The 13,446-nt window shown below is 70.8% G+C and carries 11 protein-coding genes and 1 tRNA gene; 5 read left to right on the top strand and 7 right to left on the bottom strand.

Annotated features, from left to right (window positions below; all coding sequences use genetic code 11):
- The 3 genes from E1291_RS14880 to E1291_RS14870 form a co-directional block, all read right to left on the bottom strand.
- The coding region (locus E1291_RS14880) for a Stp1/IreP family PP2C-type Ser/Thr phosphatase (protein WP_242614160.1) at positions 1-807 on the bottom strand (807 nt) is incomplete at its 3' end.
- On the bottom strand, positions 804-1,319 hold the full coding sequence (locus tag E1291_RS14875) for an FHA domain-containing protein FhaB/FipA (protein WP_131738386.1): 516 nt from the start codon (positions 1,317-1,319) through the stop codon (positions 804-806). The genes E1291_RS14880 and E1291_RS14875, both read right to left, overlap by 4 nt.
- Before the next feature lie 11 nt (positions 1,320-1,330).
- A complete protein-coding gene (locus E1291_RS14870; protein ID WP_131738385.1) occupies positions 1,331-2,086 on the bottom strand; it encodes an FHA domain-containing protein in 756 nt (251 codons plus the stop codon).
- Between the two features lie 132 nt (positions 2,087-2,218).
- Here E1291_RS14870 and E1291_RS14865 point away from each other — a divergent pair.
- A tRNA-Leu gene (locus E1291_RS14865) sits at positions 2,219-2,301 on the top strand.
- Between the two features lie 301 nt (positions 2,302-2,602).
- Here E1291_RS14865 and E1291_RS14860 read toward each other — a convergent pair.
- Positions 2,603-4,927 carry a DUF1986 domain-containing protein gene (locus tag E1291_RS14860; RefSeq protein ID WP_131738384.1) on the bottom strand — a complete coding sequence of 775 codons (2,325 nt, stop codon included), beginning with the start codon at positions 4,925-4,927 and terminating at the stop codon, positions 2,603-2,605.
- A gap of 431 nt (positions 4,928-5,358) precedes the next feature.
- A complete protein-coding gene (locus E1291_RS14855) occupies positions 5,359-5,841 on the bottom strand; it encodes an RrF2 family transcriptional regulator (RefSeq protein ID WP_131738383.1) in 483 nt (160 codons plus the stop codon).
- A 61-nt stretch (positions 5,842-5,902) separates the two neighbouring features.
- Between E1291_RS14855 and E1291_RS14850 the strand changes: the two genes are divergently transcribed.
- Together E1291_RS14850 and E1291_RS14845 are read left to right on the top strand one after the other, a co-directional pair.
- Complete coding sequence (locus tag E1291_RS14850) at positions 5,903-7,147, top strand: MFS transporter (protein ID WP_207400737.1); 1,245 nt, start codon at positions 5,903-5,905, stop codon at positions 7,145-7,147.
- A gap of 62 nt (positions 7,148-7,209) precedes the next feature.
- Positions 7,210-8,634: a pentapeptide repeat-containing protein gene (locus E1291_RS14845; RefSeq protein ID WP_165495116.1), complete on the top strand. Its 1,425-nt coding sequence runs from the start codon at positions 7,210-7,212 to the stop codon at positions 8,632-8,634.
- A gap of 16 nt (positions 8,635-8,650) precedes the next feature.
- On the opposite strand, the gene E1291_RS14840 is transcribed toward E1291_RS14845, so the two are convergent.
- A complete protein-coding gene (locus E1291_RS14840) occupies positions 8,651-9,901 on the bottom strand; it encodes an FAD-dependent monooxygenase (RefSeq protein ID WP_131738381.1) in 1,251 nt (416 codons plus the stop codon).
- A gap of 86 nt (positions 9,902-9,987) precedes the next feature.
- On the opposite strand from E1291_RS14840, the gene E1291_RS14835 reads away from it, so the two are divergent.
- Positions 9,988-10,548, top strand: coding sequence for a TetR/AcrR family transcriptional regulator (locus E1291_RS14835; protein WP_131738380.1), 561 nt, complete (start codon positions 9,988-9,990; stop codon positions 10,546-10,548).
- A 275-nt stretch (positions 10,549-10,823) separates the two neighbouring features.
- Positions 10,824-12,023, top strand: coding sequence for a Cmx/CmrA family chloramphenicol efflux MFS transporter (locus tag E1291_RS14830; protein ID WP_131738379.1), 1,200 nt, complete (start codon positions 10,824-10,826; stop codon positions 12,021-12,023).
- Between the two features lie 311 nt (positions 12,024-12,334).
- Here the strand turns inward: E1291_RS14830 and E1291_RS14825 are convergent, their stop codons facing one another.
- Positions 12,335-13,261 (bottom strand): NAD-dependent epimerase/dehydratase family protein, encoded by a 927-nt coding sequence (locus tag E1291_RS14825; RefSeq protein ID WP_131738378.1) that lies wholly within the window; start codon positions 13,259-13,261, stop codon positions 12,335-12,337.
- Between the last annotated feature and the right edge of the window lie 185 nt (positions 13,262-13,446).

Here is a 13,446-nt window from a genome sequence, read left to right as displayed (position 1 = left end):
CGGGCCGCGGCCGGGCGCGTCCGGCGGCGAGGCGTTGGCCGCCGCGCCGACCGCGTGCCCCGGCCCGCCCGTCGGCGGCTGCCGCTCCAGGTCGACGACGTCCGCGACCACACAGGTGATGTTGTCCGGGCCGCCGCCCCGGTTGGCCAGGTCGATGAGCTGCCGGACGGCCTGCTCCGGGTCGGCCACGTCCGTCAGCACCTGGAAGATCGTCTCCGCGGTGACGACGCCCGACAGGCCGTCCGAGCACAGCAGGTACCGGTCGCCGACCTTCGCCTCGCGCAGCGACAGGTCGGGATCGACCTCACCGCGGCCGTCCAGCGCCCGCAGCAGCAGCGAGCGCTGCGGGTGCGAGGCCGCCTCGTCGGGGCTGATCCGCCCCTCGTCGACCAGCGACTGCACGAGCGTGTGGTCGTGCGTGATCTGGAAGAGGCTGCCGTCGCGCAGCAGATAGGCGCGGGAGTCCCCGATGTGCACCAGCGCGACCTGGTTGCCCGCCCACAGCATCGCGGTCAGCGTCGTCCCCATGCCCTGCAGGGCGGGGTCGGACTCGACGATGCGGTGCAGGTTGTCGTTGGCCGTCTTGACCGTGTGCTCCAGCGCGGCCAGCAACTCCGTCGCCGGCAGGTCCTTGTCGAGCCCCCGCAGCGCCTCGATCGCGGCGGCGCTGGCGATCTCCCCGCCGACGTGGCCGCCCATCCCGTCGGCCACCGCGAGCAGGTGCGCCCCCGCGTACGCCGAGTCCTCGTTGCCCTCGCGCAGCATGCCGACGTCGGAGCGCGCGGCGTAGCGGATTCCCAGGGTCATTTGCGCAACTCGATCACGGTCTTGCCGATCCGGACCGGCACTCCCGGGGGCACCGGCATCGGCCGGCTCACCTTCGTGCGTCCGAGATAGGTCCCGTTGGTGGAGCCGAGATCTTCCACGATCCACTGACCGTCCTGCGCATAAAGTCGGGCATGCCGGCTCGAAGCGTAGTCGTCGGTCACCACGAGCGTGGCGTCATTCGCCCGGCCGATGGTGATGGGCACCCCCGTCAGATCGATGACGGTCCCGGCCCGCTCACCTTGGACGACGACGAGCTTCGTCGGGGCGCCCTGCTGGGCGCTGTGCGGCTGCTGGGGCGGCGCCGCGCTCGGAGGCTTGGGCTGGCGGGCGGCCTTGGCGGGCCGGGGCGGCTGGGCGGCCCGCGACGCCGCCTTCGAGGCCGCCTTCGAGCCGAACAGGTCGGCCCTGATCACACCGACGGCCGCGATGACGAAGAGCCAGAGCACCGCGAGGAACGCCAGCTTGATCAGCGTGAGGGTGAATTCGGACATCGGAGTCGGGGTTACTCCCTATCGCGGCGGAACACAAGGGTTGTGCGGCCCATCGTGACGCGGGAGCCGTCGACCAGCGTGACCCGCCGGATCGGCTGCCCGTTCACGAACGAGCCGTTGGTCGACCCTAGATCCACGAGCACGACTTCGGGACCTTCTACGCGGATCTCGGCATGGTGCCGGGAGACGCCCGGATCGACGAGACGCAGGTCGCAGTCGGTGCCCCGGCCCAGCAGGGTGACCGGAGTGTTGATCTCATAGGTGCGCTGAGTGGTGTCGGAGCCCTCCACCGCCGTGGTCACCAGCAGCCGCGGATGCCCCCCGAAAGCGCCGCCCCGCCCCCCCTGCGGTACGTCGCTCACCGGCTGGCGGATCTCCCCGCCCTCGACGGTCGAGCCCCGGATCACACCGGACCTGATGCGGAACATGCCCGTGGCGAGATCCCCGGCGTTCTCGAACCGCACGCGCACCGGGCCCACGAAGGAGTACCCCTGCTCCTTCGCGTACTCCCGCGCGAGGTTCGCCAGCTCCTGGCTCAGGCTGTCGGCGTACACCTGCAGCCGCTGCCCGTCCTGCTGAGAGATCTCGACGACGAAGTCGTTCGGAACCAGCGTGCGGCCCTGTGCCACGATCGCCGCCCGATCGTCCATCTCGCGCTGCACAGCACTGGCCACCTCGACCGGCTGGAGCTCGGACTTGAAGGCCCGGGCGAAGGCTCCTTCGACCATGCCCTCGAGCCGTCGCTCGAAGCGCTGAATGACGCCCACGGGCACCTCCCTTCCTCACTGGTAGACGATCGTATCGGTGTGAAGGTTCGCTCGAAGTATCTGGATACCTAACCACCACCGCGACCGTGCTAGCCTTTTCGAGCACCCGGGGTGACCGGGAGCGACACCCAAGGGCGGGTGGCGGAACGGCAGACGCGCACGGTTCAGGTCCGTGTGTCCGAAAGGATGTGAGGGTTCAAATCCCTCCTCGCCCACTCGGGGGTGGTGACGCAAGTCCTGCTCTCAGACTGACGGAACGAGCCCCCCGGCGACAAGCTGGGGGGCTCATCTTGTGTGACCGAGGTTCTCCCTGGTCCCGCGGGTCCGCGACCAGCCGATCCTGGGAGTCGCGGGAGCCCGTGGGCGCGCGCGGACTGTCTTCAGTACATCCCTGCCAAGGTGCTGGTCATGTGACCGGTGGTGCTGATGATGTTGCGGTGCCCGGTGGTCGTCCCTCCGGGCACCGCGGGTCATCGCTCACGTGGTGGCATCACCGGTTCCGCCGCCGCGTGGGTGTCAGGGGTGGAAGGTGTCGAAGTAGTTCGCCGGGAGCTTGTTGAGCCAGGCGTGCGTGACGCCGGTCCAGCCGATGCGCAGGAAGTCGGCCTTGCCGTCGCCGTCCATGTCGGCGAACTGGACGTCCTTGGGCGGCACCTCCGCGTCCCCGGCGATCTTGCCGATGTCACGGTAGGTCCCGCCCGAGCCGCCGGGGCCTTCGTTGAGCCAGGCGCGGGCACCGCCGTTGGCGGTGATCAGGATGCGGTCGGCCCGCTTGTCGCCGTTGATGTCGGCGTAACGGATCTCCCGGGGCAGCTGCAGGGGGCCGCTGATCCTCTGCGGGACCTCCCACTCCAGGTACTGATAGGTGCGGTTGACCTGGAAGCCCTTGTTGTACCAGGCGGTCGTGGTGCCGTCCGGTTCGATCAGGAGATAGTCGTCCCGGCCGCCCCCGGTGACGTCCGCGATACGGATCTTGGTGTTCGGGTCGATGTTCAGGGGCGGTCTGTCGCCGTCGTTGGAGCCGTTGGCGAACACGTTGGCGACACCCTCGTAGTGGTCGGTGCACATGCGCGCGCCGGAGGGGTTGTCGGCCTTCCATGTGTACAGGTCGATCGTCCCGTTCAGGGAGACGACCATGCAGTCGGGGAAACCGTCACCGTCCATGTCGCCGAAGCGCAGCATGTTGCCCACCGCCCCGGCCTTGGGCGTGTAGGAGTTCTGCCCTTCGACGAAGGGGACCCAGTTCTTGCCGGACGGTCCGCCGTTCCACCAGAACCGGAACTTCTGGTCCGGACCCACCACCACGAACTCGGCCTTGTGGTCCTTGTTGATGTCCGTCATCCAGAACCGGCTGTTGGAGGGGAACTGCTGGGACTGGACGACGCCGCGGTCATCCCAGCCCTCGCCCAGCTTGCCGGGGCCGTTGTCGCCCGTACCGCCCGAGCCGTCGTCCTTCGTCCCGCAGGCGTCGGACACCTCATCAGGATCCTGCTCGGACGGTTCCGGGATCAAATGCTGCTCGCTGGCGTGCTCGGCCGCCTTGACGAACGCATCACCGATCTTCTGGTAGCCCTGGTCGGTGGGATGAATGCCATCAGAGCCGATATCGGATGACCCCAGGGCGCTGATGTCGACGTACACGACGTTCAGTCCGCGTCCCGCCAGCCGGTCCACCATGGAGGGGATCTGGGCGGAGAACGCCTTACCGCGGGTGTTCATGGCCGGATCGCTGAAGGGCTGCACACCCGACACCAGCACGGTGACCTCTTCGGCGTCCCGGTCGATCTGCTCGATCAGCGACTCCAGCCGGCCGACGGCCCCGTCCATCTGGTAGTTCTGGACGACGTCGTTGCCTCCGGCGATCAGTGTGACGACGTTGGGCCGGTAGAGCTTGACGGGGCAACCGGCCTTGCCGGCGATCTCGTTGATCTTCAGCCCTCGCCAGCCCTCGTTGTCCCGGTCGGCCATCGTGCCCACCCGGACCGTGCCGACCAGGTCCACCTGGGGCGTGTCGTCGGTGTCGCTCTTGAGCGCAGCGGCGGTACGCGACTCGCCGGTCTCCTGGCCGTTGCGCTCGGCGATCTTCTGCAACCCCTGGTCCAGCACCTGGCGGTAGCCGTTGCCATGCGAACTGCCCTCACCCCACGTGGTGGACGATCCCAGGGCCATCACACGCCAATTCAGGTTATGCGTCGGCGGCTGCCCGCTGATCCGCCTGACCCATCCTCTGATGGCATTCAGATTCACTCCATATCTCGCACTCGTCGCGTCATCGCGAAGCCCGCTGGTGAAGACCCCCATGACCCTGTTGCCGTAGAACACTCCTGCGCCTGAGTCACCGCGGTAGGGGGCGCCGTGGAGCGAGGTCATCAACAGCAGGCTCCCGGCAAAACCCCAGTCGTCCCCGGCACCGGGCGGGGGATCGGCATCGTTCTGATCCACCCTGAGCGTCGCGCTCTTGAGCACCGGCGAGGGAGTGGTCCCGAATTCGACTGTGGCTCCCCAGCCGTGGACCCCGACGTTTCTCATGGGGGGCACTCGCCAGGTGTCGTCGTAGGGGACGACGTAGTTGGCCTGGCTCACCGGACTGCTCAGGTGGAGCAGGGTGACATCCACGTCCGGATGGCGCGCCTGAATGTCCACCGTCCTGACTTCGCCGCCCTGGCCCTGCTGCAGGGTGCCGATGCGCACCTCATAGAGACTGCCCGAGGGAGTGCAGTGCTTGGCGGTAAGAACCCACTCCCGATGGATGAGTGAGCCGGTGCACTCGTACTCTCCATCGCCGAATATCTGGACCTGACCGAACAAGTGTCCGGCGACGTCGCCGCCGACGATCCTCAAACCGGCGTGCGCAGGGGGAGTCTGCAAGGCGACCAGGGCGGCCGGGGCGGCGATCAGTAAAGCGGCCAGGACGGAGGTCCAGCGGCGTAAGCCGGTCACCGAACCCGGTGAGCGACCCCGGGGCACGGACGCGATTCCTAACGATCTTTTCAAGAATCCCTCCAGGGCAGGGTTTTTCTCTTGTATTGCTTTTTTCCTCCTCGTTCTCCAAAATGTATTTCCCGGGAAAAAATATGCCGTGCAGGCGGTACCGTGGTCGATCCCGCCTGCTGCCGGTCTGAAGTACAGCCTGTGCCATTGATCCGGCCCCGAGCGGCGGCGTCGAAGGGCCGTGGTCAGTCGAAGGGCCGTGGTCGGCGGAGGCGGCGCCGTCCCCGTCGCGAGGCCGCCTCAGGTGTTCTGAAGCTCTGGTCCTGCCGTGTTCTCGTAGGTCACGAGTGGGTGGCGGTCAGCCAGCGGCGGACGTCGGCCATCGCGGTGCCGTCGCTGTCGGCATCGATCGCGGCGGCCAGGTCGGCGATGGAGATGTCGGCGAGTGCGCGCGACCACGCGTCCTGAGCGGACGTCATCGCCCGGGAGATCGCGCACGGACGTGCGCATCGCTCGGCGGGGACGCCCAGCGGGCCGCGCTGCCTGATCTCGGCGCACCGGTAGGCCGGTTCGTCCCCGTCGATGGCCCGCACGACCTCCAGCGCGCTGATCTGCGCGGCCGGTCTGGTCAGCGTGTAGCCGCCGATCTGCCCGGCGACGGAGCCGACGATGCCCGCCCGTGACAGCGCCTGCAGCTGCTTGGCCGTGTACGCCGGGGGCGTGCCGTGCAGTTCGGCCAGCCGCGCCGCGGGCACCGGCCGCCGGGTCTGGCTGAGGGTGACGCAGCTGTGCAGCGCCCACTCCACGCCGTTCGACATCCTCATGCGCCCACCCTACCCAACTCGGACAGCGTGTATCCGAGTTGTGGTAGAACTCGGATAGTCAATGTCCGAGATCACTCTGGTGGTGCCGATGACGCACATGAAAGATGTCTCGCCCGGCCGCGCCGTCCCGGCCCGCGCGTCGCTGGGACTCGCGGCCGTCGCGCTGTTCGCCGCCGCGGCGAACCTGCGCCCGGCCATCGCCGCGGTCTCGCCGCTGGTGGACCGCATCCGCGAGGACCTGCACATGTCGGCGACGGAGGTGTCCCTGCTGACCACCATCCCGACCCTGGCCATGGGAGTGTGCGCGCCCCTGGGCGCGTACGCGGGCCGCCGGTACGGACTGCATCGCGGCGTGCTGCTGGGGCTGGCGGTCATCGCCGTCGCCACGGCGGCCCGCGTGTTCGGCGGCTCGACCTGGTCGCAGCTGAGCAGCGCGGCGATCGTCGGAGCCGGCATCGCCGTCGCCCAGACCCTGCTGCCGGCCGTGGTGAAGACGCGCTTCGCCGCGCGCGCCGGCCTGGTCACCGGCATCTACACCGCCGGTCTGGGGCTGGGCGGCGCGGTCGCGGCCGGGGCCAGCGCGCCGCTGGCCGACCTCGTGGAGTCCTGGCCGGGGGCGCTGGCCTCGTGGGCGGTGCTCGCGGTGGCGGGCCTGGCGCTGTGGTCGGCCGCGAAGGGCTCCCTGAACCTGGACGACGTCACCGGCCCGGCCGGACCGGCGACCCGGGGACTGCCCTGGCGCAGCGGCGTGGCCTGGCAGATCACCGGGTTGTCGGCCGTCAACTCCGCGCTGTACTACTGCGAGCTGGCCTGGGTGGCGCCGTTGCTGCACGATGACGCCGGCCGCAGCACCGCGACCGCCGGGATCATGCTGACCGTGCTGATCTCCGTCCAGGTCATCGCGATGCTGGCCGTCCCCGCGCTGCTGGGCGAGAACCGGGACAAGCGGGTCGGCCTGGCGCTGACGATGGCGCTGACCGCCGCCGGTTTCCTGGGGCTGGCGTACGCGCCGGACACGACGGCATGGCTGTGGATCGCGGCCCTGGGCGTGGGACACGGCGGGCTGTTCACGCTCGTGCTGACCCTTCCCGTCGTCGTGAGCCGCGACCCCGCCGAGGCCGGGCGGATCAGCGCGATGGCGTTCTTCGTCGGCTACGCCTGTGCCGCGCTGGCGCCCCTGCTGGTCGGCGTCCTCCGCGACGGCCAGGGCGACTTCCAGCTCGCCTTCGGTCTGCTGGGCGGCATCGGGCTACTGACGCTTCTGCCCATCGCACGCCTGCGCACGACCGGCAACTCCCCAGCATGAGAGTCGAACCGTTCTCGAAAGGGATGTGCGGGTGATCGGACGGCACTAGGTTCTGGCTGATCGTGGGTGACACCGGCCGGGCGCTGGGAAGGGCGGGGTGCGGCGTGGGCGGCGGGTTCGACTGGGACGGCTGGGCGGTGCGCGACGACTGGGACGTGCCACCGGAGCTTGTGGACGGTGGCCAGGACGCGGTGGACTCCCTGTGCCGATGGTGGCGGCGGGCCGGAGGCGAGAACCTCGACGCGCTGCGGGAGTGCGGGCGGGTGCTGGCGAGGATGCTGCGCGCGGGAGACGGCCCGGACGTCGTCCTGCGCGGCGCCGTGGTGGTGGACGGGCGGTTCGCGGACTGCGTGTTCGGCACGGTGGACTTCTCTGACGTGCGTTTCGTTGGAGATGTTGACTTCGCGGGGGCACGGTTCGAAGGTCAAGCGGTGTTCCAGCGCATTCTGTGCGAGGGCGACGCTGATTTCGGCGGCGCAGCTTTCGCGGGGGCGGCGGTGTTCGGGCGGGCCCGGTTCCGGGGCGCGGCCGGGTTCGCGAGGGCACGGTTCGGTGATCTGGCGTGGTTCGGGCGCGGCGAGGACGGGCTGCCGGAGGACGATCCCGCCTGGGAGGAGATCGAGGACGCGGTCACGCCCGCCTGGCAGGAGCCCAACGAGGGCGATCCGCACTGGCCGCTGGCCGTGCTGGACTTCGACTATCAGGAGTGGATCGAGGGTGGTGACGGCGCCCGTTTCGCCGGTCCGGTCACCTTCCGGGACGCGGAGTTCGCCGCGGACGCCTGGTTCGGCAAGGCTCGGTTCGGCGGCTCCGCGGACTTCATCGGCGCGGTCTTCGGCGGCCCCGTCCACTTGGTGGCCCCGGCCGCCGACCTGACCGGTGCCCGCGCTGAGGGTGCCGGGCACGAGTGGCCCTTCGGCTGGCGCTTGCACGACGGCGAACTGGCCGCCGTCCCATATCGGCGTGAACTGGCCGACCCCGACCCGTTCGCGCGTCTGGCGGGCGTGGAGTTGCTCGCCTCGGTCGGCGACGCCGAGCCCGCGGCCCGCGCGGCGGTGGCCCGCGCGTTGTGCGAGTACCTGCGCGTGCCGCTGCCCTTCGCCGTCACCGGGTCCTTGACGCCGCCGCAGGACGCCGAACTGCGAGCGCGCCGCGCCGCGCAGGAGACGCTCGCGTCCCGCGCCCGCCCCGGCGGCTGGCCGGGCCTGTCCCTGCACCTGTCCGGCGCGACGCTCGTCGACATGGACCTCAGCGGTGTCTCGGTCGCCTACGGCGACTTCTGCGGCGCCCAGTTCCACGGCCGGACCGACTTCGCGGGCGCGGTCTTCGAGCGCGCCGACTTCTGCCTGCCCGGCTCGGCCGAGGGCCGCGCGACGTTCCACGGCCCGGCCGTCCTCGCGGGCGCGCGCCTGACCCGCCACGCCTCGCCCGCAGACCGCGAGCGGTCCGGCCTGGACCGCTGCCGCTTCCGCGCCGGCGGCCCCTGACCTCGGCGGTACCACCTCACACGCGAGGCGAGGCGGGGCCGTCGATCCGGCTCGCCGGTGCGGTGGGCGACGGCGGGTAGTCGTCGACGGTCATGGAGTTGTAGAGGCGTGCGCTCTTGGTGGTGAGGCGGATGAGGGCGCGGGCGGGTACGGCGGGCAGGGCGGAGATCAGGCGGGCGCCGTGGGCCAGCCCTCGGACGCCGAGGCGCGAGGTGGGGATCAGGGTCTTCGCCACGCTCGACGCGACCGCGCGGCTGCCGCGCACGTGCTCGATCATCGCGCTTTCGTAGGCGGGAAAGGCGCGCTCGTGGTCGCCGCCGGCCCGAGCCAGCTCCCCGGCCAGGACGTACGCGCCGACGACGGCCAGGGTGGTGCTGCCGCCCACGGCCGGGCCGGGACAGTAGCCCGCGTCGCCGACGAGCGTCACCCTTCCCTTCGACCAGGTGTCCATGCGCAGCTGGGTGATCGAGTCGAAGTAGAACGCCGGGGTGCGGTCGAGCTCGTCCAGCCAGCCGTCCACGTCGGCGTGCATGCCGCCGAAGGCGCCGCGCAGCAGCTCCTTCTGCCGGGGCACGTCGCGGTGGTGGTAGTCGAGCTCGCCGTCGCTGCGGAACAGGAACAGCGCCCGCGCGTCGTCGAGGTGCCGCGCACCGTACATGCCGACCGTGCGGCCCACGCCGACGTGCATGAGGAGCTCGCCGTCGAGGCCCGTGCTGTTGGGCAGGGTCATCACCCCGAAGTGGGCTCCGACGAAAGTGCTGAGGCCCGAGTCGTCGCCGAAGACGAGACGGCGCACGTTGGAGCGCAGCCCGTCCGCGCCGACGACCAGGTCGAACCGGCGCGGCGCGGCGTTCTCGAACCGCACCTCGCCGTCGGGTGAGATCGCGGTGATCGAGTCGCCGAAGACGTACTCGACGTCGTCGCGCGCGGCGTCGTAGTAGATCTCGCTCAGCTCGTCGCGCATGACCTCCAGGTGCCGGTCGGAGGCGGCGCCGAAGATCTTGGAGAGGTCCGCCCGGACGGGCCGCCGCGCGCCCTCCTGGTGGACGGTCAGCCGGCTGGTGCCGGTGGCCCGTTCCTCGACGCGCCCGAGCACACCCATCTTCTCCGAGATGTCGACCGCGGGCCGGAACAGGTCGACCGCGTGACCGCCGGTCTTGCGCAGGGTCGGCGCGCGCTCGACGACGGTGACGGAGAAGCCGTGCCGGGTGAGCCAGTACGCCAGCACCGGACCGGCGACGCTGGCGCCGGAGATGAGAATTCGCATGAGCTTCCCTCCTACCTCTACTTACTTAACGATAAGTAAGCATAGCAGGGTCACTTACCTACCGTTAAGTCAGGTAGGGTGGCGACATGCCTCGTCCCTCCGACACCAAGCAGCGGATCCAGGAGGCGGCCCGCGAGCTGTTCGTCCGGCAAGGTGTGCAGCGGACCAGCCTCCAGGAGATCGCCGACCGGCTGGGCATCACCAAGCCGGCGCTGTACTACCACTTCTCCTCGCGGGAGGACCTGGTCCGCAGCATCGTGCAGCCGATCATCGATGAGGAAGAGGCGTTCCTGGCGGGCCAGGAGGCGCTGGACGAGGTCGAGCCCATCGCCCTGCTGGAGGGCTACTTCGACTTCCACTACCGCAACCGCGAGGGCATGGTGCTCATGCTCGGCGAGCTGACCACGCTCGCCGACCTGGGGGTGATCGGTCTCGCGCTGAGCTGGCGCGAGCGGCTGGTCAAGCTGGTGCACGGCCCCGAACCCACGTTGGAGCAGGCCGTCCGGGGCGTGATCGCCTTCGGCGGCATCCAGGACTGCACGATCCAGTTCGCCGACGCGCCACGGGACGAGCTCCGCCGGGTGGCCGTCGACGGCGCCTGCGCGGTCCTGGGCATCGAGCCGCGGCGCGAGGCCGCCCGCCGCTGAGCCTCGACCGGCGACCGCGTCGTCACGGATTCCCACCGGGACCGACGCCGTGAAACGGAGGTGCTCCGGCGTGCGCCGGTCGGGTAGCGTGCGGGGCGTGTCGAGTCCCGAGTCGGACAGGTCGGGGGCTTCCGGTCACGCCGTCAGCCCCCTGAACCACTGAGTTCGCCGTTCCGCCGTCCGCCGCGTTCCGCGGCCGGACGAGGGCGCCCCGGGTGCTGACCGCGGTGACGGGATGACGTTCCCGTGCTTCTCCTCACCTCGGAGCCCACTCGATGCCTGTCCCGCTGTACCTGCTCACCCTGGCGATCTTCGCCATGGGCACCTCGGAGTTCATGCTCGCCGGCCTCCTGCCGGACATCGCCTCGGACCTGGACGTCACCGTCGCGACGGCGGGCACGCTCACCTCGGCCTACGCGGTCGGAATGATCGTCGGCGCCCCGCTCATGGCGGCGCTCGCCCGCCACTGGCCGCCGCGGTCCGGCCTCTTCGGACTCGTCCTGGCGTTCCTGGCGGCCCACGCCGCGGGCGCCGCCACCTCGAACTTCTGGATGCTGTTCACCACGCGGGTGGTCGCGGCGCTCGCGAACGCCGGGTTCCTCGCCGTCGCCCTGACGGCCGCCGCCGCGCTGGTGCCCGCCAACGAGAAGGGACGCGCGCTCGCCCTGCTGCTGTCGGGCACCACGGTGGCCACGATCGCCGGAGTCCCCGGGGGATCGGTCCTCGGCGCGCTGCTGGGCTGGCGCGCGGTGTTCTGGGCCGTCGCCGCTCTCTGCCTGCCCGCTGCCGTCGGCGTCCTCATCGGCATCCCAGCACGCCGTGAGAGGGAGGACGCGGCCGACGGGCCGACCCTGCGAACGGAGCTCGCGCAGCTCGGACGGCCGCGGCTGCTCCTGGTCACGCTCCTCGGCGCGCTGGTGAACGCGGCGACCTTCGCCGGTTTCACGTTCCTGGCCCCCGTCGTGACCGGCACCGCCGGGCTGGGCGAGCTGTGGATCTCCGTCGCCCTGATGCTCTTCGGTGCCGGCTCCTTCGCCGGCGTCACCGTCGCCGGACGGCTGTCCGACCGGCGCCCCGGCCTGGTCCTCGCCGCCGGCGGCCCGGCGCTGCTCATCGGCTGGCCCGCCCTGGCCCTGCTGGCGCACTGGCCGGCCGTACTGCACGTCCTCGTGTTCGTCCAGGGGGCGCTGTCGTTCGCGCTGGGCAGCACCCTGATCACCCGGATCCTCTATGAGGCGGCGGGAGCCCCCACCATGGCCGGCTCCTACGCGACCGCGGCGCTCAACATCGGCGCCGCCTCCGGGCCGCTCATCGCCGCGACCACCCTCGACACCGGGGCCGGGGACCTCGGGCCGCTGTGGACGAGTGGACTCTTCGTCGCGGTCGCGCTGCTCGTCGCGATCCCACTGCGCACGGTGGTCGCGCCCGGCCGGAGCGGCGAGGCGACCCGGCGAGGCGTTCGAACGCCCCGCTGACCATCAAGGGACACCGAAGGCTCGCCGGACGCCGCCCCTTCCCAGCGACGACGCGGCATGGAACCGCGCCCTGGTTCGCAGGGTGCCTGCGAACCAGGGCGCGGACGGCCGACATGGCAGTGCGCCGAGGTGATGCCGCTCGTCCTTGGTGGCCTCCAGGAAAGGTGGAAGAGCCATGCCCGAGGGCGCCATGACGCACATGCGCCCCTTCCAGACGTCTGTCGCCGTCCAGGGTCTCGTCGGTGCCCTGGGTGGGGCCGATGTCGGCGGAGAGCGTTGCTGCCGGGGCGTGAACGGGCCGTCCCGATCGCTCAGCCGGTCGCGCGCGCTCCGCCGGCGTTCTCGATCAGGGCGTCGTCGAGCGGGGTCGGCTTGAGGTCCAGGGCCTGTTCGGTCTCGGTGGAGTCCAGGACGAACGGCTCCTGGTACATGTACTGCATCTCCGGGAACTCGTTGACGACCGGATCGGCGGCGGCCGCGGCCAGCAGGTCCTCCTCCGACATGCGGACCAGCTCCGGGGCGGGCGCGCCGGCCACCTCGGCGAACCGCGTCGTGAGTTCGCGGACCGAGACGGTCGCGGTGGAGGGCACGTGCCAGGCCCGTCCCCACGACTGCTCGTTCTTGGCCGCGGCGACCAGCGTCCGCGCGACATCGCCGATGTACGACCAGCTGTGCGGCGCGTCCAGGTCGGCCGGGACGATCGCCGGGTCGCCCGCGAGGACCTGCGGCGCGATCATCAGCGTGAAGATCGAGTAGGCGTCCCTGCCGACGAAGTCGATGGCGCGGACCTCGGTGGCGCGGGCCCGTCCCGCCTCGTGGGCGGCGAGGGCCTCCTCCCACATCTCCGCCCGGACCCGTCCCTTCACCGTGGTCGGGGCCATGGGCAGGTCCTCGGTCGCCGGGCCCTCGACCGGCCCGTACCCGTAGGCGTTGCCGAGGATGACGTAACCGGCGCCCGTGCGTTCGGCGGCGGTCAGCAGCGCGGTGTTGAGCGGTGGGAAGTCCGTGGGCCACCGGTAGTAGAGCGGCATGGCGCAGTTGAACAGCGTGCTCGCGCCCGCGGTCAGCTCGGTCATGCGGGCCGCGTCGGTCGCGTCGGCGGCGACGAGCTCGATGCCCGGGTGGACGGGCCCGCGGCCGCTCCGGGTGACCAGGCGGACCTCGTCCCCGGACTCGGCGAGGAGCAGGGCGGCGGCCACTCCGGACGCGCCCGCGCCAACGATCACATGCTTCTGCACGGTTCTCCTTGGAGTTCTCGGTGAGCTGGAACCGACGTCCTGGGCCCTGCGGCCGCCGGGGGTGCGGCTGGTGGCCCTCCCCTACGGGAGGCCAGGGCCGGCGGCGAGCCCCACCAATGAGCACTGCCTACTTTTTAAGCAGTGCTCAGAATATTAATCGGCGATCAGGTAGTGCACAAGGGCCA

Origin of the sequence: Actinomadura roseirufa (assembly GCF_900659635.1) — a bacterium.
Taxonomy (GTDB): domain Bacteria; phylum Actinomycetota; class Actinomycetes; order Streptosporangiales; family Streptosporangiaceae; genus Spirillospora; species Spirillospora roseirufa.
The sequence above is the reverse complement of the archived record's forward strand: the minus strand, read 5'-3'. Positions and strand labels throughout refer to the sequence as shown.

What these genes read in the sequence shown, in the direction of transcription:
- E1291_RS14855 (WP_131738383.1), bottom strand. Translation starts at nt 5,841, where the DNA reads ATGAGGATGTCGAACGGCGTGGAGTGGGCGCTGCACAGCTGCGTCACC.
- E1291_RS14830 (WP_131738379.1), top strand. Translation starts at nt 10,824, where the DNA reads ATGCCTGTCCCGCTGTACCTGCTCACCCTGGCGATCTTCGCCATGGGC.
- E1291_RS14875 (WP_131738386.1), bottom strand. Translation starts at nt 1,319, where the DNA reads ATGTCCGAATTCACCCTCACGCTGATCAAGCTGGCGTTCCTCGCGGTG.
- E1291_RS14850 (WP_207400737.1), top strand. Translation starts at nt 5,903, where the DNA reads ATGTCCGAGATCACTCTGGTGGTGCCGATGACGCACATGAAAGATGTC.
- E1291_RS14840 (WP_131738381.1), bottom strand. Translation starts at nt 9,901, where the DNA reads ATGCGAATTCTCATCTCCGGCGCCAGCGTCGCCGGTCCGGTGCTGGCG.
- E1291_RS14835 (WP_131738380.1), top strand. Translation starts at nt 9,988, where the DNA reads ATGCCTCGTCCCTCCGACACCAAGCAGCGGATCCAGGAGGCGGCCCGC.